This window comes from Clostridium sp. MT-14 (assembly GCF_042436595.1).
GTDB lineage: Bacteria > Bacillota > Clostridia > Clostridiales > Clostridiaceae > Clostridium_B > Clostridium_B aromativorans.
Genome location: NZ_JBHMIY010000006.1, coordinates 123,798 through 148,004 on the forward strand (window position 1 = coordinate 123,798; position 24,207 = coordinate 148,004).

General features: G+C 34.2%; 25 protein-coding genes, 1 pseudogene and 2 riboswitches. Of the genes and pseudogenes, 4 read left to right on the forward strand and 22 right to left on the reverse strand.

The features are described from left to right. Nucleotides 1-116: 116 nt before the first annotated feature. The 6 genes from ACFHWD_RS06880 to ACFHWD_RS06905 all read right to left on the reverse strand — a co-directional run bounded on the left by ACFHWD_RS06880 (nt 117) and on the right by ACFHWD_RS06905 (nt 6,809). Nucleotides 117-1,370, reverse strand: a complete 1,254-nt coding sequence (locus ACFHWD_RS06880) for a DUF2088 domain-containing protein (protein WP_179977575.1) — start codon at nt 1,368-1,370, stop codon at nt 117-119. Nucleotides 1,371-1,479: 109 nt separating this feature from the next. Beyond that, nucleotides 1,480-2,454, reverse strand: coding sequence for a bile acid:sodium symporter family protein (locus tag ACFHWD_RS06885; protein WP_378061135.1), 975 nt, complete (start codon nt 2,452-2,454; stop codon nt 1,480-1,482). A 609-nt stretch (nt 2,455-3,063) separates the two neighbouring features. Beyond that, nucleotides 3,064-4,938, reverse strand: coding sequence for a molecular chaperone HtpG (gene htpG, locus ACFHWD_RS06890; RefSeq protein ID WP_179977577.1), 1,875 nt, complete (start codon nt 4,936-4,938; stop codon nt 3,064-3,066). Nucleotides 4,939-5,347: 409 nt separating this feature from the next. After that, complete coding sequence (locus ACFHWD_RS06895) at nt 5,348-6,421, reverse strand: S8 family serine peptidase (RefSeq protein WP_229981498.1); 1,074 nt, start codon at nt 6,419-6,421, stop codon at nt 5,348-5,350. 93 nt (nt 6,422-6,514) lie between these two features. Continuing rightward, complete coding sequence (locus tag ACFHWD_RS06900; protein ID WP_268253835.1) at nt 6,515-6,643, reverse strand: hypothetical protein; 129 nt, start codon at nt 6,641-6,643, stop codon at nt 6,515-6,517. 28 nt (nt 6,644-6,671) lie between these two features. After that, on the reverse strand, nt 6,672-6,809 hold the full coding sequence (locus ACFHWD_RS06905; protein WP_229981497.1) for an aspartyl-phosphate phosphatase Spo0E family protein: 138 nt from the start codon (nt 6,807-6,809) through the stop codon (nt 6,672-6,674). 155 nt (nt 6,810-6,964) lie between these two features. On the opposite strand from ACFHWD_RS06905, the gene ACFHWD_RS06910 reads away from it, so the two are divergent. Continuing rightward, nucleotides 6,965-7,195: a helix-turn-helix domain-containing protein gene (locus tag ACFHWD_RS06910; protein WP_150357041.1), complete on the forward strand. Its 231-nt coding sequence runs from the start codon at nt 6,965-6,967 to the stop codon at nt 7,193-7,195. Between the two features lie 96 nt (nt 7,196-7,291). Here the strand turns inward: ACFHWD_RS06910 and ACFHWD_RS06915 are convergent, their stop codons facing one another. Further along, nucleotides 7,292-7,471 carry a small, acid-soluble spore protein, alpha/beta type gene (locus ACFHWD_RS06915; protein ID WP_378061139.1) on the reverse strand — a complete coding sequence of 60 codons (180 nt, stop codon included), beginning with the start codon at nt 7,469-7,471 and terminating at the stop codon, nt 7,292-7,294. A 72-nt stretch (nt 7,472-7,543) separates the two neighbouring features. Beyond that, a pseudogene (locus tag ACFHWD_RS06920) lies at nt 7,544-8,096 on the reverse strand (TipAS antibiotic-recognition domain-containing protein); the annotation flags it as partial. Between the two features lie 118 nt (nt 8,097-8,214). After that, nucleotides 8,215-8,341, forward strand: a riboswitch (SAM riboswitch). Between the two features lie 96 nt (nt 8,342-8,437). Between ACFHWD_RS06920 and ACFHWD_RS06925 the strand changes: the two are divergent. Beyond that, nucleotides 8,438-8,728, forward strand: a complete 291-nt coding sequence (locus ACFHWD_RS06925; protein WP_150357044.1) for a DUF2325 domain-containing protein — start codon at nt 8,438-8,440, stop codon at nt 8,726-8,728. A 35-nt stretch (nt 8,729-8,763) separates the two neighbouring features. On the opposite strand, the gene ACFHWD_RS06930 is transcribed toward ACFHWD_RS06925, so the two are convergent. The 12 genes from ACFHWD_RS06930 to ACFHWD_RS06985 all read right to left on the reverse strand — a co-directional run bounded on the left by ACFHWD_RS06930 (nt 8,764) and on the right by ACFHWD_RS06985 (nt 18,270). After that, on the reverse strand, nt 8,764-8,952 hold the full coding sequence (locus ACFHWD_RS06930; RefSeq protein ID WP_378061141.1) for a hypothetical protein: 189 nt from the start codon (nt 8,950-8,952) through the stop codon (nt 8,764-8,766). Further along, nucleotides 8,949-9,167, reverse strand: coding sequence for an ATP-binding cassette domain-containing protein (locus tag ACFHWD_RS06935; RefSeq protein ID WP_378061143.1), 219 nt, complete (start codon nt 9,165-9,167; stop codon nt 8,949-8,951). The genes ACFHWD_RS06930 and ACFHWD_RS06935 overlap by 4 nt, the downstream gene beginning before the upstream one ends. Next, nucleotides 9,133-9,279 carry a hypothetical protein gene (locus ACFHWD_RS06940; RefSeq protein ID WP_378061145.1) on the reverse strand — a complete coding sequence of 49 codons (147 nt, stop codon included), beginning with the start codon at nt 9,277-9,279 and terminating at the stop codon, nt 9,133-9,135. Before ACFHWD_RS06940 ends, ACFHWD_RS06935 begins: the two co-directional genes overlap by 35 nt. 49 nt (nt 9,280-9,328) lie before the next feature. Next, nucleotides 9,329-9,490, reverse strand: a complete 162-nt coding sequence (locus ACFHWD_RS06945) for a hypothetical protein (protein WP_378061147.1) — start codon at nt 9,488-9,490, stop codon at nt 9,329-9,331. Nucleotides 9,491-9,541: 51 nt separating this feature from the next. Then, a complete protein-coding gene (locus ACFHWD_RS06950; protein WP_378061148.1) occupies nt 9,542-10,177 on the reverse strand; it encodes a class I SAM-dependent DNA methyltransferase in 636 nt (211 codons plus the stop codon). A gap of 659 nt (nt 10,178-10,836) precedes the next feature. Then, entirely contained in the window at nt 10,837-11,655 is an 819-nt protein-coding gene (gene nifH / locus ACFHWD_RS06955; protein ID WP_150357052.1) for a nitrogenase iron protein, read from the reverse strand. A 45-nt stretch (nt 11,656-11,700) separates the two neighbouring features. Continuing rightward, nucleotides 11,701-12,132 (reverse strand): NifB/NifX family molybdenum-iron cluster-binding protein, encoded by a 432-nt coding sequence (locus tag ACFHWD_RS06960; RefSeq protein ID WP_378061151.1) that lies wholly within the window; start codon nt 12,130-12,132, stop codon nt 11,701-11,703. Nucleotides 12,133-12,156: 24 nt separating this feature from the next. Further along, nucleotides 12,157-13,524 carry a nitrogenase component 1 gene (locus tag ACFHWD_RS06965; RefSeq protein WP_378061152.1) on the reverse strand — a complete coding sequence of 456 codons (1,368 nt, stop codon included), beginning with the start codon at nt 13,522-13,524 and terminating at the stop codon, nt 12,157-12,159. A gap of 137 nt (nt 13,525-13,661) precedes the next feature. Beyond that, the gene (locus ACFHWD_RS06970; protein WP_378061154.1) at nt 13,662-14,735 is read right to left on the reverse strand and encodes an ABC transporter substrate-binding protein; all 1,074 of its coding nucleotides are present in this window, start codon (nt 14,733-14,735) and stop codon (nt 13,662-13,664) included. Between the two features lie 51 nt (nt 14,736-14,786). Then, on the reverse strand, nt 14,787-15,596 hold the full coding sequence (locus ACFHWD_RS06975) for an ABC transporter permease (RefSeq protein WP_378061156.1): 810 nt from the start codon (nt 15,594-15,596) through the stop codon (nt 14,787-14,789). Beyond that, nucleotides 15,572-16,468 carry an ABC transporter ATP-binding protein gene (locus ACFHWD_RS06980; protein WP_378061158.1) on the reverse strand — a complete coding sequence of 299 codons (897 nt, stop codon included), beginning with the start codon at nt 16,466-16,468 and terminating at the stop codon, nt 15,572-15,574. Before ACFHWD_RS06980 ends, ACFHWD_RS06975 begins: the two co-directional genes overlap by 25 nt. Nucleotides 16,469-16,740: 272 nt before the next feature. Next, a complete protein-coding gene (locus tag ACFHWD_RS06985; RefSeq protein ID WP_378061160.1) occupies nt 16,741-18,270 on the reverse strand; it encodes a nitrogenase component 1 in 1,530 nt (509 codons plus the stop codon). Nucleotides 18,271-18,676: 406 nt separating this feature from the next. Then, a riboswitch (SAM riboswitch) is annotated at nt 18,677-18,786 on the reverse strand. A gap of 333 nt (nt 18,787-19,119) precedes the next feature. Between ACFHWD_RS06985 and ACFHWD_RS06990 the strand changes: the two genes are divergently transcribed. Then, nucleotides 19,120-19,584 carry a MarR family winged helix-turn-helix transcriptional regulator gene (locus ACFHWD_RS06990; protein WP_150357059.1) on the forward strand — a complete coding sequence of 155 codons (465 nt, stop codon included), beginning with the start codon at nt 19,120-19,122 and terminating at the stop codon, nt 19,582-19,584. Then, on the forward strand, nt 19,581-21,020 hold the full coding sequence (locus ACFHWD_RS06995) for an MFS transporter (protein ID WP_378061162.1): 1,440 nt from the start codon (nt 19,581-19,583) through the stop codon (nt 21,018-21,020). The genes ACFHWD_RS06990 and ACFHWD_RS06995 overlap by 4 nt, the downstream gene beginning before the upstream one ends. 345 nt (nt 21,021-21,365) lie before the next feature. On the opposite strand, the gene ACFHWD_RS07000 is transcribed toward ACFHWD_RS06995, so the two are convergent. Then, complete coding sequence (locus tag ACFHWD_RS07000) at nt 21,366-22,778, reverse strand: LysM peptidoglycan-binding domain-containing protein (protein ID WP_150357061.1); 1,413 nt, start codon at nt 22,776-22,778, stop codon at nt 21,366-21,368. A gap of 73 nt (nt 22,779-22,851) precedes the next feature. After that, nucleotides 22,852-23,889, reverse strand: a complete 1,038-nt coding sequence (locus ACFHWD_RS07005; RefSeq protein ID WP_378061165.1) for a M20 family metallopeptidase — start codon at nt 23,887-23,889, stop codon at nt 22,852-22,854. Nucleotides 23,890-24,207: the final 318 nt, after the last annotated feature.

A 24,207-nucleotide genomic window follows, 5' to 3' on the forward strand; every position in this document is an offset into this window, starting at 1 on the left:
TAGCATAATGATAGAATAGCTTTAATGTTAAAAGTGGCTGTTTCAAAATTCGTCAATTTTGAAACAGCCACTTTTCAATATCCCATGGAAAATAATTTTTAACAGGATTTAATTTTTTAAAACAATCTTAAATTACCGTCTTTGTCAAATACATCTGTAACATCGGTTTCACAAATTTTATATTCTGGAGGAACTTCTGGCAGCAGTGCTGAAGATATATATATCTGTGAAAGTTCAAGAGTGCTCTCTATCAGCATAATACGTGCTGTCCTCTCACTTACAGCCCGTCCACAAGTTTGTAACCCTATTCTTATTGCCTCCTTATCTGTAGGAGCTACTACTGGAATAAAACATCGTTCCAAAAATCCGGAAGTTATAGTATTCATATAAGTTTTTTGAATATCTACTTTATCATAAAGTCTTTTTGTAGTCACGTCGGCAATACCCATACCTAGTGCATTTCCTTCAGATTCCTCTGTCAAATCCAGTATGGCAATTCTACTTGCAGTTCCCTCCTCATCAGGAATGCCATTAATTCTCATACGGCCAATTACATTCGGATCCATTCCCACACCGGAAATATTCTTTCCCATTTCTTTAATTACTAGAACATCCAGATTGTTTAATGGCAGCTTAGGCAGCAATTTCTTTGAATACTTTAGAAGTTCTGCATCCCTTTCAAAAATATTTTCGGCATTCAATACTTCTACAGCCGCTGTCATATCCCTTTTATTTTCAACAATGGCCACTGCAGCCAATAGTGGAACATGTTCTAACACCTTTTTGGCCACCTTTGGAATTAGATTTTTAAGTCCACTGGCACCATGCTGATGAACTGCTTCCGCCTGTGCCTGTTTTCCCATTCCAATAACCAACATCTTTACAACTCCACTTTCATGTTCCCCATGGAAATCAGTATGGGCCTTGACCCTGTTCACTGGAATTATATAGTCCAGATCCAGCACCTTTTTATCCACGTAAACTGGCTGCTTTCCTATATGGTCGATAGTTGCCACTTCCATATTTGACACTATGGGAACTCCAAGCTCCTTTTCATTGATGCCATAATGATCCAAAATGGAACGCTGGCCCTCTGCTGTTGCACCTCCGTGACTGCCCATAGCGGGTAAAACTATTACATCGGCTCCACGTGCCTTTAAGTTAATTATGACCTGTTTGATAATCAGTTTAATGTCACGTATACCTCTGCTTCCTGCCAATACACCTACCTTTTTCCCCTTAATGTCTTTTCCTGCAACTTCTCTGTCAATCCCATTTTGAACTGCTTCAATTATCTCTTTTTCTGACAAACAGCTGCAGCTCTCTTCAGTAATTATTTTATGAATTACCGGCATTTTTATATCAAGCATAATAAACCTCCTTACAAGAATAAATTTCAATTTAAATTACATCACCTGCATAAATTCTTATATAATTTCGCAAAATACCAATATTTCTTTTAATATAACACACATTTTCTTAAGCCGTACCATTCTCACTCTTGATTTTTTTAGAATCTAAAGCATCATCCTTATCTGCTCTCTTAGCCCAGTAGGATGCCAACGCAGATCCTGTAACGTTGTGCCAAGCACTAAAAATGGCACCAGGAATAGCACATAGAGGATCTAGATTCATTAAAGCCAGTGTAACTGCAAGTCCTGAATTTTCCATACCTATTTCAAAAGCAATTGCCTTGGATTTACGTTTGCTGAGTTTGCCCAATCTACGAGCAGCATTATATCCCAGGAATAATCCGGTTGCATTGTGAAGTGCTACCGCCAAAAATGCTATAAATGCTATCTTAGCCAAATTCTCTGCATTTACTGCAATGCCTGTAGTTATGATAAACATAAGAGCAATTGTCGATATAACCGGCACATATTCCACAACCTTTTGTACTGGTTTATCTGCAATCCTGCGAATTAATACTCCCAAACAAACCGGAATGACTACACTTTTTAATATACTTAAAAGCATCGATGCTGCATTTACCTTGACCATCGATCCTGCGAGAAATAAGAAAAGTGCCGGTGTAAGTACAGGCGCCAAAACAGTATTTACACTTGAAACTGTAATTGAAAGTGCCTCATCACCTTTGGACAAGAATGTCATAACGTTTGAAGCAACAGCACTAGGACAGCATCCAACCAAAATAAGTCCAGCAGCTATAGGAGCTGGCAAGTGCAAAATCTTCGATATAGCAAATGCGACGAAAGGCATAATTAAAAAACGCGGCACAACACCCCATAGTACATCAAGGGGGCGGGAAAATACCAATTTAAAATCATTAGTCGTCATAGTAAGCCCCATACAAAGCATTACGGTTCCCAAATACCAAGCAGTATAAGCACTTAAAGGCTTAACATGCGTTGGAAATAAGAAAGCTAAAACCGAGCCAATAACTACCCACACTGGAAAATACCCTGTAATCAATTTGCAAATCTTTTTTATCATTTTTTTACTCTCCTTTTCAGTGTTTTTAGTAAAATTTTAAAAATTGCATATCATCTGTTTTGAAAACTTAAAACTCAAAATATAATTTGCAATTGCATAAACCGTTTTCAGAAATTTTACATATATATCATTTACTCGATGCCAGGTACAAATCAATATGAAATACCAATATAATTCCTCTAGAGAAACTTTATTGACCTTTAGTAGTAAAAAATGCTATTTATTTATATATAAAGTAGTAAATTTACTACTATGGCTAAGTATACTAATTAAATGTTTTCATATCAGATAAAAACATTTAACCATTATAATTATTTTATTCAGCAATAATCATACCAACTGATTATTTTTTATAGCAATTCTTTTAAAATGCACAGATAAAGCTTTTACTTATATTATCCATTAAAACATTCTGTTAGATTAATTTAAAAATGTGAGATTATTTGTTATATTCACTGTTGCAATTTGATTATTCTAACAGTTTTCTAATTCTCATACTCGTGAAACAATTAGCTGTTATTTCAATATTCAAAGCAAAAAAGAGACACAGAAATACTATGTCTCTTACTTGCCGTATTCTTCTTCCTCAAAAGGAAAGTAGAACATCAATTATTTAATCAAAGTACACACATCATTTGCAAATTGCACTGGATCTTCCACGGGAAGTCCCTCAATTAAAAGCGCTTGATTGTACAGCAGATTGGAGTATACCTTTAATTTATCCTTATCCTCTTGAAACGCTTTCTTGATGGCCTTGAACATCTGATGGTTTGTGTTGATTTCAAGAATTTTATCGGCTTTAATATTTTGATTGTTTGGCATCATTTTAAGTACTTTTTCCATTTCAATGGATACTTCCCCTTCATTTGCCAAACACACAGGATGAGTCTTAAGTCTATTTGAAGCCCTTACTTCTTTTACCTTATCTTTCAATACTTCCTTCATGAAATCAAATAGCTCTTTGTTTTCCTCAGTTTCCTTTTTACTTTCTCTATCATCAGAATCAAAACCTAGATCCTTACTGGAAACAGATTTAAACTCCTTTTCCTTATATTTCATAAGCATCTTAATGGCAAATTCATCTACATCGTCGGTAAAATACAATATTTCAAAATTTTTGTCTTTAACCAATTCAGTTTGAGGCAATTTTTCGATTTTTTCTACATTCTCACCTGCTGCATAATATATATATTTCTGATCCTCTTTCATTCGCGAAACATATTCGTCAAGAGTTACAAGTTTTTTCTCTGTAGAAGAATAAAACAACAACAGATCCTGCAGTACTTCCTTGTTGGCCCCGAAATCAGAATAAACTCCATACTTAAGCTGTTTTCCAAAACTATTGTAAAATTCAATATATTTTTCACGATTGTTTTTAAGCATCAAAAGAAGTTCGCTCTTTATTTTATCTTTTATCTTTTTTGCAATGAATTTAAGCTGCCTGTCATGCTGCAGAAGTTCTCTTGAAATATTAAGGGAAAGATCTGCTGAATCCACAAGACCCTGGACAAAGCTAAAATAATCCGGAAGAAGATCAGCACATTTTTCCATTATCAAAACGCCATTTGAATATAACTCCAGCCCCTTTTCAAATTCCTTTGTATAGAAATCATAAGGTGCTCTGGCCGGGATAAAGAGCAGTGTCTTGTAGCTGACCACACCTTCTACACTTGAATGTATTACCCTGAGAGGTTTATCATATCCAAAATGCTTATCCATATAAAATTGATCATAATCCTCAGGCTTTAATTCATTTTTATTTTTTCTCCAGATAGGTACCATGCTGTTTAAAGTTTCATCTTCAAAATAATCCTCATATTCTTTTTCATTATCTTTTTTAGGCCTGCTCTTTTTTACCATCATCTTGATTGGATATTTTATGAAATCAGAATATTTCTTAACCAGCAATTTTATTTTGTATTCATCCAAAAACTCATCATATTTTTCATCTTCAGTATTTTCTTTAATTTTTAAGATAATTTCGGTACCTGTAGTTTCCTTTTCACAGGGCTCAATACTATATCCCTCAGCCCCCTCTGATTCCCACTTATAGGCCTTATCCGAATCAGCAGAACGACTTTTTACAGTTACTTTGTCAGACACCATAAATGCGGAATAAAAGCCAACTCCAAATTGACCTATAATATCTACTCCATCTTTTATGTCATTTTCATTCTTAAACGCAAGAGAGCCGCTTTCTGCAATAGTCCCAAGATTATCTTCAAGCTCCTTTTCTGTCATGCCTATACCCGTGTCTGTAATTGTAAGTGTTTTCTTATCCTTATCTGCAGCAATTCTGATATAGAAGTCATCTTTGTTGAAATTAACATTTTCATCAACAAGTGATCGATAATAACTTTTGTCAATTGCATCGCTGGCATTTGATATAAGTTCTCTCAAAAATATTTCTTTATTTGTGTATATTGAGTTAACCATTAAATTAAGCAGTCTTTTCGACTCTGCCTTAAATTCTTTTACAGCCATTTTATCATTTCCTTTCAATTATATATAATATACTAATGGCAGGGCACGACACCTCTGTCACAATTATCATACAGTCAAGTGATTCCCGGATTCATGGTCACCTGAATATTTTTTTGTTAGCACTTATATTACTTGAGTGCTAATTTTATTTTAGCAATAATTTCTTCTTTGTCAATATATTTTCTCAAATTTATCTGCTGAATTCATTTGTCATAATATTTAAGCTGTAAATTATCAGAACTATAACAAAGAAAATTCTCATGAATTATTTTTTAAACTTTGAATTAATTTTACAGGATTAATTATCTTACCTAAACTATGTAATTTACTATTTCTTCTAAATTCAACAGTAGTTCCAGTTCTTAATGCCGTCTTCCAAAATTCATCGGGAGTTATACTTGGTTTGACTTCACAGGAAAGAGCATAAACACCTGCTATATAAGGAATTGACCAACTCCAGCCACCTTCTCGGTAGAAAACATACCCTATATCCTGTTGGACTTGCTGTACATCTTGAATCCATGGGAATAAGCAGTGTATTATTCAAGTTATATTTTCCTTCATAATACTCCTTCTGCCAGAATAAGCCCGGAGTATAGGATGAAGAGGTATCGGGATCAGACAGAGGGTTTCTTCCAAGCCCGTTAAATTTAAATCCATAAGTATCTTTAAGTGATGATGAAACTACAAATATATTTTCTTCTCTGGCTCTGTCCACTGCTTTTATCACTTCACTGTACCCCACATCTCTAGGACTCCATCCTATTGAAATGGAAATAGCCCTTATCTTTTTACCTTGAGGTAACTTTTTATTGAGTTCTATTATTCTGTTTATGGCATGAGCAATGTAATTAAAATTGACTTTTGATTTTTGGCATATATCCACAGGATCTTGTCCTATATAATATAAATCAGATTTTGGAGCGATACCCGTTTTTTTACCAACAGCTATTGAAGCTACTGCAGCTCCATGCATTGAAGTTTCACGTCCGCAGTGGAGCTCTTCATAAGATTTGACATTATCTTTATATTCAGCATGATTTACAAGAAGACGCTGATCTATTATTGCAATACCAACATTTTTCCCATTCACTCCTAAACTATGGAGAGTTCTTATGCCAAGTCCTGGATTTTTCCCTAATGACATAATTTTTTCAGGTGAAAAAACTGATGTAATATTTTTTGGCCATTTTGTATTACTATCAAAGCTTGAATTTAAAAGTTCTTTTTCCCTTCCATCAATATCAGCTTCCGATAAATCCTTTGAACGCAAGTCCATTCCTTTACTGTTTTTAAAATTTGAGCTCAACTGTGGCAGCTTATTTAATTTTCCAACCTTCCAATCTGCCGGTGTCACTTTTACAGCAATTCCAGCAGTACCTTTATTTAATGCATTATTGGGTTTTATCAGCACATTTAAAGATATCATACTTATAATAAACAATATAAACACTATGATTAGAATTTTATACTTTTTCTTCATGTAGAAATATCTCCCTATTTTTTTAATTTTTATTATATATAAATTCTAATATTAATTTCTAAAGAAACACTTATTGAACTGATTAAGATTTAATTAAAATTTGATATTTGAAATATAGCCCCATCCTTTTGAGATGAGACCTTTCACTATTTTAACATTATTTTTAATAAGTCCGCTTCCTGCCGCTGAATCCAGTACATTTAATGTCTGCCTATATCTCAAAAAAGGCAGATCTCTGCTTTTTATATAATTAACTGCTTGTACTTTTTATGATTTGATTTATGTATTTATCTAATTTTTGGCTTGCCTTTAATATTTCCCTATAATCCGCCCTTTCCTCAATTAATTTATGTAATCTCTCTCTTAAATCGTTTACCTTATCATCCATCACATAAATTTCAAACCGCCTTTCTTATAAATAACAAATTAAAGTTTATAATTCAAAACACTTTTAAATTATAGCATAAAAATACTCTATTGTAGACTATAGTATGCTGACAATTTGCAACATTTTTTTAAAATTAAATTCAAGAGGTGGTTTACGTGACATTAGAAAATGCACTTGCTGTAACTTTAAAAAACCGCAGAATAAAATGTGGATTATCGCAGGAAGATCTTGCTCATAAATGTAATATTGACAGGACTTATATAAGCATGATCGAGTGCCAGAAGCGAAATCCTACTTTAAATATTATTTTTAAAATCTGCAAAAGTTTAGATATAAAAGCCAGCGATTTTATTTTAAATATTGAGAAAGCAATGGAAGACAGCTAAAAAGCCAGAATTGTTTTCCAGCTAACTTAATTCACATTTATAAATAAATTGAATGGAGTTAAAAGACCCCATCCTTTTCGGACGGGGCTTTTGATATCACCTTAATTTTTTTTCATATTTTTCAACCATTTTTTTAACCATCTGGCCACCTACTGAAAAATTATTCACTGAATTGGGATCCTTGTTATTTTCAGCAAGCTCCCTGGCCGCTTCTATTTTTAATCTCTCCATGCCAATTCTAGCTTCGGGAACCAATATCTTATTTCTTCTGGACATAAAATTATCATCTCCTCTACAATAGTTTGTACATTTCAATGAAATATATAATAGAAATTTACCCTAGTTCAACTTGTTTTTAGAATAAAATTTTAGAGCTTTTCCTATAAATTTTGATGCACCGCTTCCATATCTTTTATCTGTTGCTTTTATAAATTCAGGACTTGATAAATAAAAATCTGCCATATACCCAAAATAATTTTCTCCTTCATCCACTTTCAAAGCTTCATTTATTTGCCTGGTTTCATTTGCTATTTCAAAAACAATTCGTTGAATCTCTCTTGAAAAAGGATCTTTACTTAAATCAGATACAAGTTTTTTATATAGTTCTTTTAATTTAGGATTCCCGTCATAAAGACAATCTTTCTTAAACTCATCAATCTGTTCTGCTTTAGTTAAAACATCACTATTTAAATTTTTCTTTAAAGCTTCAGTTTAATCTATTGCGTTTCAAAACAAGCAGTTTTTTCTGATTTTTTAGTGCCTCTATTTTATCAAAGCTTGGTTCTGTCATGATTTTTTTCACTTCCTTTAAAGGTAATTCAAGCTCCTTAAAAAATAAGATCTTCTGTAAAGCTTCAAGAACCCTGTCATCATAAAGCCTGTAACCTGCCTCTGTAATTTTACAGAGTCAACACTTTTTGAAAAAATTCAATTTTAAAAGGCTCTGACTTATTTTCAATATTTATTTGCATTATCAATCATATTGTAGTATAATAAAGTTCATATAACTTAATAAGGTTCTCTTATCAAGAGCGGTGGAGGGACTGGCCCTTTGAAACCCGACAACCGGCATCAATTTTTAGATGTATCGGTGTCAATTCCTGCAAAGTGAATTAAACTGTTTTAAGTCACTTTGAAAGATAAGAAAAATACTAATTCTATAACCTGCTATCAAAAGCTATTTTTCTTATAAAAGGAAAATAGCTTTTTTATATTACAAAATAAAAATTGGAGGTATGTCTGATGGGGATTTTAGTGGTAGGCGGAGACAGAATTGAAAAAATAAAAAACAAATTGAGGGAAAACGGATTTAATAAAATAGTACATGTTACGGGGAGAAAAAAAGGAGACAGGAAAATAAAAATTCCATCAAATACGGACATAGTTGTGGTTCTTATAGACTACATAGGGCATAATATGGCTGAAATAGTAAAACAACAATCAAAACGAAATAATATCACAGTAATGTTCTGCAAACATTCCTGGTCCAGCATAAACAAGAACATAAATACTTACATGAAAAAGACATCATAGCATAACTATTCCGAAATATTTGTTTCTTTCACCATTTATCTATCTGGCCACAATCTACATTCTCTCCGTTTATAAATTACATTTTCTACATCTACAGGCTTATAGATTTTCTCAGAGATCTTTCCCTCCAGAATTTTAAGATAACGCAGCACATTTCTAACATCTTCTTTTCCCAATTCCACTTCTTCTTTTGACCAGATACCTGTACATCCCCTCTCAATCAAAATACTCGGAATACCACAGGAGCCTGCATAATTATAGGACCCCCCGCTGCCAGGGTGCTTTTACCGCAGCCGCTTTCTCCAACCAGACCCAGGCACTCCCCTTCATACAGCTTCAGACTCACATCATTCACTGCAGTCAGTCTTCTTTTATCCTCCATTTGAAATTGTTTTGTAAGATTTTCAATCTCCAGTATAGGCTGCTTCTTTTCCTCCAAAATCACATCCCTCCAATTCAGGTACCGCTGATAATAATTCCAATGTTAAAAATGTAATTCCAAATAGAACTGGAAATAAATACAACAATCTTTTAAATATGTATTTACGCATCCACCTCACCGCCTCTTTCCCTCAATGCCCAGAATACAGCGGCTGTATTTTACAATTTCCATGCACATATGCTGAACATAGGCGTAGTTCTATAGGCCATTTTTTCCTCTTCAGTATATATCTTCTCTGAAATATCATTTTCCAGATCAACCTTTAAAAACCCGCACTTCATCAATACCTCTTCATCCCATGCAGGACGCAGCTTATACATTTGAAACTATTCATCTCTTCACCTATCATTTCACTGTATGTATCCGCCCTATTATCCCAGTAATCTTGAATAATTGTCTCCACCAAATTCCCCCCTATCTAAAATCTTTTTTCCCACATATATATAAAACTCATTGTCATCCTGAGTATAAAATGGATAAAATCCTCTTCTTTCTGCAAACTCAACCAATTTATCTATATCCACCAGTAAATTGGAGTTTATTCTATCCTCTATTTCACCATGACGCGAATTTATTTTATCCTTACCCTCTATATGTGCTATTACAAGTTTCCCTTGTGAATTCAGCATATCATAAGATTTCTCAAAAAACTTTTTCTTGTCCTTTAAGTGAGGATAACAGGAATAAGCTACTATACAATCATAATTTTCTTTGCTTTCATGCTTAAAAAAATCAACTACCTGAAAATCTAAATTTGAGTACTTATTCTTTCTTTTGGAAACCTTTATCATATTCTCTGCAATATCAATTGCAGTTATACTGCCGCTTTTCCCTATTTTCTGCTCTAGATAAGGTATGAGAACTCCGGTTCCGCTTCCCACATCTAAAATTCTTTCCCCTTCAGCAAGGTCTATACTTTCAATTACATGATTCACTTTTTCTTTTGGATGACAGCACATATCATCCCACACTTCAGCTATTGCATTAAAAAATTCCCTATCTTCCATTTTTAATCCCAGCCTTTAAAACATTTTTTTCAAGTACGCTCACTACAATTTGTTCTTTGTCATTACAACTCCCTCCAATTTAAGCTATATTTAAATTGTTTAAAATTACGGATAACCCCTTTTAATTAAATAGCAATATTCATGCCAAAATCACAAATATATACAGAAATTTTGTCAATACAGTACTATATCTCTACCATTATGAAAATAGCGACAAATTGTATTATTTAAACCAGTTAAAAAATAAAGAAAAATATCATTATGAGATTATTTTTATTTCATAATGACATATTTGTTTCATTCTGATAAACGTAAAAATTCTTTTAATAAATTTATATTTTTCTTTCTTTGTTCAAAGAATTAAATATCAAGTCCATTATCACCCTATACAAAATTACACTTACAATTATAATCACAACGAAAAAAATATTTTCGCTCATCGGTAGGGCATTATATAGAATATATTTTAAAATAATAAAAAGCAATATAATTTCCACCATAAAAACTATCACAAGTAATAATTTCAATTTACTTTTGTCCACGGTAAAACTCCTTTTTCTACAACTTATTATATAGTAATAAAAGTCTAAGTATACTCTCAGACTCTTATTACTAATATCCTCATAATTACATTTTCTTCTATATTTACAGACAATAATTTATTCTACAACACCATGTTCTAAAAGTATCTTCTCAAGTTTTTCCTGAGACATAGGTTTTGGAATAGAAAAATCATTATTTTCTTCTATCGCTCTGGCAAGTGCTCTGTACTCTTCAGCCTGATCTGCATTTGAATCAAATTGTATTACAGTTTCCTTGTGAATTTCTGCCTTCTGCACCACATTATCCCTTGGGACAAAATAAATAAGATGAGTACCCAACTCCTCCGCAAATGCTTCCAGTAATTCTTTTTCATTGGTTACCTTTCTGCTGTTGCAGATAATCCCCCCCAGTCTCACTCCACCTTTTTTGGCATATTTCCTTATCCCTTTGGATATGTTGTTTGCAGCATAAAGTGCCATCATTTCACCGCTGGCCACAATGTATATTTCTTTGGCCTTTCCCTCACGAATAGGCATGGCAAATCCTCCGCATACAACATCTCCAAGTACATCATAAAATACATAATCCAGATCATCCGTATATGCTCCCAACCTTTCAAGCATGTCTATGGAAGTTATTATTCCCCTCCCAGCACAACCTACTCCTGGTTCAGGTCCTCCTGACTCAACACACCTTATGCCATTAAATCCTTCCTTTAAAATATAATTTAGTTCCACATCTTCTCCTTCCTGCCTTAGAGTATCCAGCACTGTTTTTTGTGCAAGTCCCCCTAAAAGAAGCCTGGTAGAATCCGCTTTGGGATCACAACCTACCACCATAACCTTTTTGCCAAGTTCGGACAATCCTGCTGTCAAATTCTGTGTTGTAGTGGATTTACCTATTCCGCCCTTGCCGTAAATTGCTATTTGTCTCATGTAAATATTCCTCCTAATATTACTGTATTTGTCAGATTCAATTTTTTAATCATCAAAGCGATGTACATTTGCCAGAATCTTTGCTGCCCTAATTGGACAATCATCCCTATTTGCTGAACTTCCAAAGGTATCCTTTTCCACAAGATATTCGAGTATCCTTCCTCTTTTAGCATAGGATTTAAGCGCCTTTTCTATAGAACCACTCAAACTTATAGCTACAATATTCCTGTCATGAAGTACACTTACTGCTCCAGAGCCAATGTCGCTGGCCAATATTAATTTTACGTCACCCAGCAATTTTATAATCTTGTTTAACTTATCCTCTCCAGTTTTGGAATCATTGAGATGAATTTCCCGCGTCTCTATGAACTCATATTTTTCATTCTCATGAATTTCATAAACAAAAAATTTATCTGTCCTTCCAAAATGTTCATTTATAAAAACTCCATCATTACTTGCTACAGCAACTTTTGTCATATATTAATCCCTCCCATCATCATATTACGGTCTCACAAATTTGCTTAAAAAATCTTCTATAAGTGAAATTCCTCCGCCGTATCCCGTGTAAGTATCTCTTATAACAACGCGGTTTCCCGCCGGAAATGTAACACTTAAATGTATCTGCTTTTTACTTTCAGCTTCATATCTCTCCTGGGAACTTGCAAAAAGTACCCTGAAATAAGTATTCCTCAAATGTTCATGTATTTTATAAGAATCTATCTCAAAAATAACCTTGGGGCTAATTCCTCCAGTTTTGGCTACAGTGCTTTCATCGCCCAGGTTTCTAAGTCTTTCCAGAATTTTCTCCCGGGTATCAGCTGGCGGATCGTCATTTACGATCACCAATTTAGGTGTACAACTAACTTCATTCGTTAAAAATCTAGTAATTCCTACAGCCGTTGCGGACCCGGAAACTATAGCAAAAGGCAAAGCTGCTACAAACCTTGTGCAAGTATCCCCTATAATATTCAAATCCTCATATGCTTCTCTTTCCTCTTCAGCAATTGCATCCTCAATTTTCGACTTTGATATACCAAGTTTTTCACCTACAATACGCAAAAACTCGCTGGAGTCCCTTGGTCCTACAGGTATATTGGGAAAATTGATATAAGGTATGTCAAACTTTTCTTTCAAAAGTCTTGCAGTTTTTCTTCCCACCCAGGGAGATACAACTATGGTGTACTCTGCAGCAGAAAGTTTTTTCAATCCCTCAAGTCCGCTGAAATCTCCTATTACCTGATTTGTTCTAAGCCCGATTTTATTGAGCAGTCTTTTTATCTCACGTAAGTTTCCCCTCCAGAATATGTCCTGATAAGGTACAAAACCCAGTATATTCACAAGTCCTTTTTCCTTGGACAAAGGTTTAATCAATTGATTTATAGCGGCCTCAAAAACCGCCTCATACCCAAAATAAGTGTTTCCCATAAATCCGCTTGAATTAACATACAATACAGGAGTAGGTTCATCCGAGAATTCACTTACAATTCCCTCCACATCATCTCCAATCATTCCTGCAATACAACCATTTGCCACAAAATAGAAATCCCCATCAATAAGATCTATTGTAGAACGAATTTCCTCTCTAAGCCTTGTTTCTCCTCCAAATACAATATCTCTTTCAGAAAGATTTGTAGAGGGAACACTTAAGCCACCAATGTAACCAACTCCTTGATGTCCTCCCCCTCTTCTGAATCTCATCATCTGATTCATACCACAACCTATTCCTGAATTAATTATAGGTATAGCTCTATGGATATTTGTAATAACCGAAAGCGCTCCACCCAACGCACATGTATATTTAGGACTCTCCAAAACCCTTTTATCAGATTCTACTTCCTGTAATTTTAATTGTTGAATACTATTTGACAAACTTATCCTCTCCTTTTATATTAAAAATATTAACTCTCCAAAAGATAAATACGAAAATAGAATTTATTACTTAATTCAAAAATACTTTTAATGAATTTACTAATAATGCAAATCGGTTTTTTAATTATCTTTCATACTTATTTGTCACCTTGACTTGCATAAGGGTTAAATTTATTTGTATACAGATCTGTTGCCTTAACTTTACCCTTTGGAATATTTTTATATTTCTCTAATTTATCTATAAAATACTGGGCATCACTTTTTTTAACTAACGAATGAGCCCTAATATCAGTCACAGGATAATACTTTTCTATTAAAGTTGGATTTAATTTTCTATCTTTTGCAATCTGAATATGAAGTTCTTTCCCTTTTTCTGGATTTTTCTGTAACCAAGTGTTTGCTTTTTCAAAACCAGCAACAAGTTCTTTAACAGCTTCAGGATTATCATCTATAAACTTTTGAGTAACAAATAGCCCACAATGTTCCAATCCTTTCGGTAAAAGATCATAAGCACTGAATAAGACACGATATTTACCTGTTGCCTCTATAGGGTTTTGTTCAAACTCATAAAAGGTTCCTGCTCCAGCTAACTGATTTCTTTCCAATACCTGAAGTGTAGTCCCCTTTTCTACATTAACCAGTTTAACATCATTTATGGAAAGCCCAGCTTTTGTTAGCCAATCTGTAAGAGCATAATACCATGTACTACCAACCTTAATACCCCCAATTGACTTACCCTTTAAATCTTTAGGCCCTTTAATTGGACTATCTTTTGGAACGTAAAAACGTAGATTGAAAGTACTTTTACCACCATGGGCAGATGCAACCGCTTTTAACTTAGCACCTTTTGCTGTTGCACTTGCAGCCATAGAATATTGAAGCATTCCTGCTTGAATACGTCCAGATGTAAGAGCTGCGAGTAAATCGGCACCTGTTGGTATACCTGTAGACTCAATTTTAATATGTTTAAAATAACCCAGTTTCTGTGCAACTGTTAATGGATCATAAATTGTAACACCTCCTGCTCCCCAATATCCAGCTATTTTTATAGTAGTTACTTTTTCTACTTTGCCCGATGATGATTTTTTCTCCGATGTTGAATTTCCTGCATCACTTGTTCCACAAGCTGTTAAACCAAATATTATTACCACAAAAATAGAAACAATTTTAAATAATATTAAAAATTTAAATCTTTTTTTCATATCTTTCATAATTAATTACTCCCTTCACCATATATCACAATTAACTCATATTATTGAAAGTTATACATATTTCCAAGCTGTTAATCTCTTTTCCAGCCACACAAAAATATTATTTATAATCAACCCAATTAAGGCCACCGTAACAATACCCACCCACATTTTATCGGTCTGAAAAAGCAACCGCCAGTTATCAATTGAATATCCTAATCCATCAGTACCACTGAGCATTTCGGAAGTTATTAATACAAAAAGTGATACAGATGCACTATACCTTAAACCAGTAAAAATAAATGGTATAGCTGATGGTAAAACTACTTTTCTAAATATTCTACTTTTAGAAAGTTTTATAGATTTGGCACATTTTATATAAAGTGGATCAACACTTTTAACTCCACTAACTGTATTCAAAAAAGTAGACCAAAAACTTCCAAAAGCAATCATAGCTATTTTTGAAATATCTCCTATTCCCAATAGCAAAATAAAAAGTGGCAAAATCGTCATTGTATTTATTTGCCGTAAAGTTTGAAGTAATGTGTTCACATATTTTTCAAAATTTTTAAACCACCCTACAAGGAACCCCATTGGAATAGCCAAAACAACTGCTATACCATAACCAATCACTGCTCTTCGCATACTGCTAACTATTAATTTTATTAATTCATTTGACTTAATAAGTTCTATGAAGGCCAACACTATTGTGGACGGAGATGGAATAAATAAAGGATCAACTATATTTAATCGAGGCAAAATTTCCCACGTAGCTAAAAAAGCAATAACAACAATACTTTTTTGATAAATATTTAACACTCTCGATTTGATTTTTTTAATGTTACTAGTATTTATTCTTAAAAAATTAAATTTTTTTTGCATTTTATTCCTCTCTCTCCTTTAGGAAATTTTTGGCTTCTAGAAACTTCTGCTTTTATTAACATCCATAAATTTTGACGTGCTTGTACAAACTCCTTTGTAGATCTAATATTTTCATTTTCGATTCTGGAGTGACGGGACAGCGGTATTTTTACAATTTCCTTTATAGTTCCAGGTTTTGCTGTCATGATTGCCACTCTATCTGCTAGAAATATTGCCTCATCAATACTATGAGTGATAAATATTATAGTCTTGCCTGTTTCGTTTCTTATTCTAAGAAGCTCTCTTTGTAGAATTTCTCTTGTAAATGAATCCAAAGCTCCAAAAGGTTCATCCATGAGCAGTATATCAGGTTCAAAGGACAATGCTCTTGCAATAGCCGCTCTTTGTCTCATGCCTCCGCTTAACTGGTGGGGATAATGATCTTCAAAACCAGAAAGTCCTACCAGTGCTAAAAGCTTATTTACAATTCTATCACGTTCCTTTTTCTTCACATTTTGACTTTCTAGTACAAATCCCACATTCTCAGCAGTTGTCAGCCATGGAAACAATGTATACTGCTGAAAAACTATTCCCCTATTCAAATCTGGTCCACTTGCAATTTCACCATCAATACTTAAAGTACCTTCTGTTGGTTGAGAAAGTCCACCTAAAATATCAAGTAAAGTGGTCTTGCCACAACCACTTGGTCCAACAATAACAAAAAATTCCCCTTTTATAATTTCAAGGTTAATATTATCCAGTATAGTTACTGTAGAATTACCTTTGCCTTGCTTATCCTTTACTACAAATTTTTTTGTAATATTTTCAATTTGGAGCTTAATATTAGTATTAAAATCAGGCTGTAAAATAGTTTCAAAAGCTTTTTCGCTCATTGCAAAAACCTCCTTATAAAAAATAAATGTTCTATAAAAAACTAAAAGAGTTAAATACTATTCTATTGCTGTAGGTGCTATTGCAAAGAAGTTGTTATACATAATAATACAAAATACTGTATTAATATAAGTAACAATCCCTGTACACCTACCGCTAATTAAACAATGGTATAATTGCCCAAATAAATTACTAAATTTCAGTTTCATTTATTTATATCATTTTTAGGCTAAAATTTTTTAATTCTCTGTTGAATTTTTTATATAGCTAGACTCTAAATTGATTTTTCTTTAGAATATGCTTTTTGCTTAATGTAGGCCTCAATATCATCCTGTTCATACCACCATGATTTATATGGACTTGGAGTTTTTTTGTGTAATGTTTTATTTAGAGATGGATTATTTAAAGCACGTTTTAAAATATGACCATAGTTCAAAATTCCCCTAAAGAAAAATTGATTTGCCTGCGGTGAAAAATCGGAGAGAAATGAATGATTTCTTACATGACTACCCTCTCTTTTATAAAGCCCCATAAAAATACAACCTGTATAAAGATCTGGTTTTAGCCTGTTAAGCAAATGACTTTGCTCAAATGGTTGATAATCAGATGCATGTATCTCAAAATCACCAATTTCTTTATATACCTCTTCAAATTCATCCACTATCTCAGGAGACAATTCCAGTGTATTAACAGCTGCCACATCAATACCCAATTCAGTAGCAAATTTTGGAATAAATACTGCTCTAGCCTGCCCTGCAGAAACATAAATACTTGCTTCTTTACCTTTAAATAATTTTTTTAATTCTTCCAATTTAGGTGTAACAAAATCCAGTTCCTCTTTAATAAGCTGCTCTACTTCTTTTTCTTTACCTGTATACTTAGCTATATTTCTAAACCAAATCTTAGTATTTTCAATTCCAAGTGGAGCTGGATCTGTGAAATAAGGTGTATCATAATTTTCATAAAGAGCTCTTTGCAAATATTCTCCATAGGACTGGCACGTAGGCGCAATTACCGCTGCCTCTGAAATTTCCTTCAATTCGTCTACTGTCGCAAAATCTGGAATAAATCTTGCCCTCAAGCCAATTTTGTTGAACATTCTAACAAGATCAATTTTATCTCCCAGTGTTACACTCATAGGAGCTATTACACCCACCAGATCTTTCTGCCTTTTTTTAGGTTTTTGAACTATATATCTTGCTATAGCATGTGAAGAACCATCAAAAGCACTTTGGGATATCTGAGATCTAAAACCTTCACAATGAACAGGAACAAGTATAGGCTCAACTTCTGGCTGAATTGATGCAACTATACCATCTATGTCATCACCCATAACTCCTGAGGCACAGGAACATGCAATAATAATCGCCTTAGGATTGTATCTTGCAATTGATTCTTTTATAGCTAATCTAAGTTTTTTTTCACCTCCAAAGACAATATCACTTTCTGTAAGATTGCTGCTCAATGCATGAAGTTCAAAATCCTTTTTCCATAGTTTATATTTACCAGGAATACCTTGATATATCTCTCTATAATCATTTGTACCCTGAGAGCATCCAACAGGTCCATGTATAATAAGAGACGAATCTCTTATAGTTACAAGTCTTCCTATAGTTTGTGTTAAAAGACATCCCGCTGTTTGCTGAAATTTGTTTTCTCTCCACGCTAAATCTCCGCCAACATGCTTACCTTTTACTAAATCACTCACTTTTCCAGCAAAAGCTTTGATAGTTCCTAAGCGATCTTCTCTAATTGGGCTAGTGCTTTGAGTAAGATCTATTTTTTCTAATTTTTTGTTTGACATAACAATATTCCTCCTATATAACATAATTTTTATACTTAACTTAATCTCTTGTACTCTTAAAATTTAAAGCATGTACTTTCATTATTTCGATTTTTAAAGTCTTTTAAATATTTGATACCTATGGTATAATAATGTCGTGTTTAAAAAGCTCTGACATAATATATGTTATCTTTCTTAATTATTTGGTCATTTTTAATGAAAGGTTAACACATTATGTTGGGGTTTTTCTATCTGTAGATTATGCTAAAATAATTAAATAGCACAAGAGATTAAATGAAAGAGACTGATCAAATTTTTGATTTGATCAGTCTCTCGTTTATCTAGTCGACTAATTTGGCTAAACTAAATTTTATAAAATAAAAAAACTTCCCTCTGAGAAAATGCAGGAAGTTTCAATCCTTGTATTCTCTCATCTTTCAGGTTCTCCACCTGCTGGAATTGGCACCACACATTCTAATGAAAAATGTCGGTTGCCGGACATCATAGGGCCAGTCCCTCTGTCTCTCTAGATAAGAAATTTTTTAACTATTTTTAAAATTCATTGTCTATGTCTATCACATTTCATATTTATTTATTGATATTTAATATACACTGCTACAATTATCCTGTCAATATTTTTTTATAAATTTTTTCGAAAAAAATAATGTAAACCTTAACTTCAAAAGTAAGATAGACACTTATTTACAAATCATCCTATTTTAGTCATGCAAACACATTTATAATGCATTTTCCTTTAAATTTGACTACAAGCTAAAACACTTTCAACTTGTTAAGACAAAGAAAGCATATATAGTTGACTAATCAACTATATTATGCTATTGTATACTGTGGAAACAGGAAGGAGATATTATGGACAGCAGTAATGTATCAGTCTTGATTAAATTGACCAACAATATATACAGGTGTACACAAATGTATGTTGACAAAAGGCTTAAAAAATTCAACCTGACTACAGGTACATATCCCTATTTGCTCGTGCTAAAAAGATGTAAAGGCATAAACCAAAATGAACTGAGCAGGGAACTCAATATAGACAAGTCTCTTTGTTCCAGAACTGTTAAAAAGCTGATAGGGTTGAATTATATAAGGTTGGAGGAAAATAAAGAGGACATAAGGGCCCATAAATTATATATAACAAATAAAGCAGAAGACGTGATACCTAAAATCATTGAAATCATACAGGAATGGATTCATATTTTAGTAGAGGGAGCCGATGATCAGGAAACTGCAATTTCCATAGAATTTTTAAAACGAGTTTTGAATAATGGGACTATATATAGAGAAAAATGCTGTGAAAGGATGAATAAAATTTGAATAATACTGACAAAGTGACATACAAGAGAAGGTGGATAATTCTGTTCACCGTTCTTTCTGCCACATTTATGTCTACTTTAGACGGAAGCATTGTAAATGTGGCCTTGCCGGATATGTCTTCCAAACTGCACACACCTATGGCAGGCATTGAATGGGTTGTGACGGGATTTTTAATAGTTATTGCAGCCACTATTTTAATTTTTGGAAGACTAGGTGATATAAAGGGTAAGACCAGGGTATTCAGTTTTGGAGTAATACTGTTTGTCCTTGGTTCTTTTCTATGTGGTTTGAGCAATTCGCTTGTATTTTTAATAGCCGCCAGGTGCATACAGGCTGTTGGCGCCTCTGCAACCATGGCTACCAACCAGGGAATTATAACCCAGGTTTTTCCTCCCAATGAACGGGGCAGTGCACTGGGCATATTGGGAACATTTGTGGCCTTAGGTTCTATGGCAGGACCACCTATAGGAGGTTTTATCGTTTCGGCTTTCAGCTGGAAATATATATTCTGGATAAACGTGCCTATAGGAATAGCCGTATTTATAATAGGTCTTAAGATATTTCCAAAATCTCATAGAACAGATGAAAGCCTGGACGGAAAAGGTTCTCTTTTGTTTATGATATCCACTGTACTGTTATTTGGCGCCTTGGTTCAGGGACAGAGCACAGGATATAACAATCCAATTATGATCTCTGCATTCATAATATCTGCTATAACTTTCATCATATTTATTATTATAGAGAGTAAAACGGAACTGCCCCTTCTGCAATTAAACATTTTCCACAACAGCCTGTTTTCCATAAGCATAATCTGCGCTTTTATTTCGTTTTGTGCCATAGGTGCCTCCAATATAATATTGCCCTTTTATTTTCAGGATACAATGAAGCTCTCGCCGGCAGCCACAGGACTATTTATGATGGTATCACCTATAGTACTTTCTATAGTGGCACCTTTAAGCGGGCATATGTCAGATAAAATTGGTTCGGAAGTGCTCACATTATTGGGACTTTCCATTACCAGCCTAGGATTGTTTTTAATATCCACCATAAGTGAAATTTCACCCTTAACTATGATAGTCATTTACATAATTATCATGACTATAGGGAACGGAATGTTCCAGTCACCTAACAACGTACTCGTTATGTCTACTGTATCAAAGGACAAACTTGGTATTGCAGGCAGCGTAAATGCACTTGTGAGAAATTTGGGATTTGTTGTCGGGACATCTCTTGCTACCCTCCTTCTATACAATAGAATGAGTCATAAAATGGGATACAGAGTAATTGACTATATAAAGGGAAGAGATGATGTATTCATCTACGGGATGAAATATGTATATATATCTGCAGCTTTATTTTGTATTATAGGAGTATGTCTAACAGGTTTTAGACTCTATAACAATAGGATTAAAAGAAATCGTAGCAATATTAATTAGCTTAGATGATAACTTTCTCACAGGCAAAAGGGACTGAGCAAATTTTTTGACTTGATCAGCCCCTGCTTGTCCAGGCAAATGCATGAAATATAACAGATATCTTATTATTCATTTTTTTCCAGAAAATAATGTAATAAATACAATTATCACCACTACAACACCACAGACACTTATTATACTGCACAATATGATTAAACTCTTTATCATTTTTCCATTCACCTGTCTAATTATTTTATAACTTATAATCTTTCTTCTCCATACATTTTACCAGATGAAGTACTGCAAAACCACTTTTTAAAGTAATTTTGCAGTACTTCTCTTTTTTATCATTTTGAATAAATCATTTTATAAAAGTTTTATAATATCAAAATTATCTTGAAGCAAAGTCCAATTTTGCGGGAATGGGAAACCAAGAGCCCAGTAACTAATGCCTCTCAGCCTATAATCCTTAACCGTATCAAATTTTGCCTGGGCACTTCTTGCATCTTCGAACCACACCTGATGCTGCCTTCCCTGTTCATCGATATAGTTATAAAAAGGTGTCTGGCTGACTGGATCAAATTGTATAGCCACTTGATATCTGACTGCCCTTGCCACAGCTTCCTGCATGCTAAAGGTCTCCGCCTCCATACCCGGTAGATGAGGAACAATCCAGTCCCTGGCGTAGAGTTGAAAACCAAATAAAATTTTTTCTCTCGGTATAACAGTGACTGCATAGTCAAGCACCTGTTTTATTCTATTTAAAGGCGAAATAGCCTGTGGTGGTCCAAGCCTGTAGCCCCATTCATAAGTCATAAGTACAACAAAATCCACAATCCTTCCATGAGCCTCATAATCATGGGCTTCATACAACAATCCCTGCTGTCCTGGCCCCGTCTTGGGAGCCAATGCAGTGGATACAAAAAAATTTTCCCTGTGAAGTCTTTCGACTGTGAGTTCAAGAAATGTATTGTAATTTTCTCTATCTGATGGAAGCACATTTTCAAAATCAATATTCACTCCTAAATACCCCTTATTTCTCATTATATCAAGTATATTGGTGATAAGATTTTCTCTGATGCTCTCATTGGACAGAACCACATGTGCCAGGTTATGGCCAAGTTCCGTAGCTGTAAAATTTGTTATAGCCATCATGGGAACTATATTTTCAGCATAGGCAGCATTTATTAGTGCAGAATCATCTATGGTCTCTAAGCTGCCATCCTCTCTGATTCTGTAAGCAAATGGGCTCAAATAGGTTAGATAATCTCCCACTTCTCTTACAACATTAGAAGAATTTTCAGTAAAATCATAAATATAACCATTTACATATATAGAAGGTCTTTGCCTTGGAATAACAATTACAGCTCCTGGGTATATAAGAGATGAATCCTGGATATTGTTTGTATTCATTAACCTTTCCAATGAAATACCGTATCTTTCAGCAATCTGCTCTAAAGTTTCTCCTTGTTTTATCTGATATCTGGTTGCAGGAATATATAATTGAAGCCCAGGATAAATATTTTGCGGATTGATTATCCTATTTGCATCTACAATGGCCTGCACAGAAATTCCATAGTTTTGAGCAATCTGCCATAAGGATTCTCCTGTTTTTACAACATGAACAGTATCCTCCACAGGAATTATCAATGACTGTCCAACAAGTAGACTGTTAGGATATTGAAGTCCATTAGCGCTGATCATTTGAGCAGTTGAAACATTATAATAATTTGATATTGTCCAAAGTGAATCCCCCGGTTTAACTACATAAATAAGCACAAAAAGCCTCCTATTATCACTTCATATATTAATTTATGTAGATAATCCAGAAAAAGTTCTTATAATAACTCAATCAATTCTTCAAAAAATCCAGGGCTGTTTGAGCATAAACAGAGGACCCCACGACAAGACAATTTTCATCGACAATAAAATGATTGGAATGCTGAGAATACATCCACCCTTTCTCCTTGTTTCCTCCACCAAGTATCATAAAAGTCCCAGGTACTTTCTCAAGGTAGGTTGAAAAATCTTCAGAGCCCATGACGGGCGGTATTTGAATTACATTTTCTTCTCCTATTACTTTGACTACAGACTTTTTAACCAGCTCAGTAGAATCAGTCTCATTAATCGTAGGGCTGCAGCCATTTTTATATTCAAATTCAGCCTTGCAGCCATAGGCATCACATACATTGTCTATCATTCTTTTCATCCATTTAGGTATCATTTTTCTGGAATAATCTGAAAATGCCCTGTTTGCTCCAGTCATTTGAACTTTTCCAGGAACAACATTGAATCTCTCCCCTGCTTTTACAGTTCCCACATTTATAACTATGGGATTCCTGGCATCATTGAATCTGCTGACAATGGTCTGGAATCCTTCCATGATGGCTACTGCACAGGGCATTGCATCCACTCCCTGCCAGGGTGAAGAACCATGGCATGATTTCCCCTCTATAGTAAGATTCCATACATCTATAGAAGCCATTAGAGGTCCTTTTTGAACTACTACTTTTCCGGTTTCAATCAATCCAAAAGTATGCATGCCAACAATCATATCCACCTTTGGATTTTCAAGAACTCCATGTTCTATCATATATGCAGCACCAGCTCCAGCTTCCTCTGCAGGCTGAAAGATGAACTTGACACTTCCCGACAACTCATCTTTTAAATCAGATAATATTTTTGCGGCCCCCAGGAGTTCTGTGATATGTGTATCATGTCCACAGGCATGCATATAGCCCGGATTTTTTGAACTGTATGGGAGCCCTGTATCCTCTGTAACTGACAATGCATCGATATCAGCCCTAAGTCCAATGACCCTGCCTTGCCTTTTACCTTCCAATAGTCCAATTACTCCAGTTTTTCCCGTAAGTACTGTTTTTATACCCATTTTACTGAGTTTCTCAGCAATANCCTGCCTTGCCTTTTACCTTCCAATAGTCCAATTACTCCAGTTTTTCCCGTAAGTACTGTTTTTATACCCATTTTACTGAGTTTCTCAGCAATAATTTTTGAGGTCTTCACTTCTTCAAAAGAAGGTTCAGGCTGCATGTGAAAATTTCTTCTAAGCTCTACCATCCAGGGTTTAATCTCTCTTGCTCTATCTAATGTACTCATTTTTATTCCTCCATTTTATAATTGCACTTTCAAAAAATCTGCTGCTATCTGACTATAAACTGCTGCTCCTATAGGAAGACAGTTCTCATCA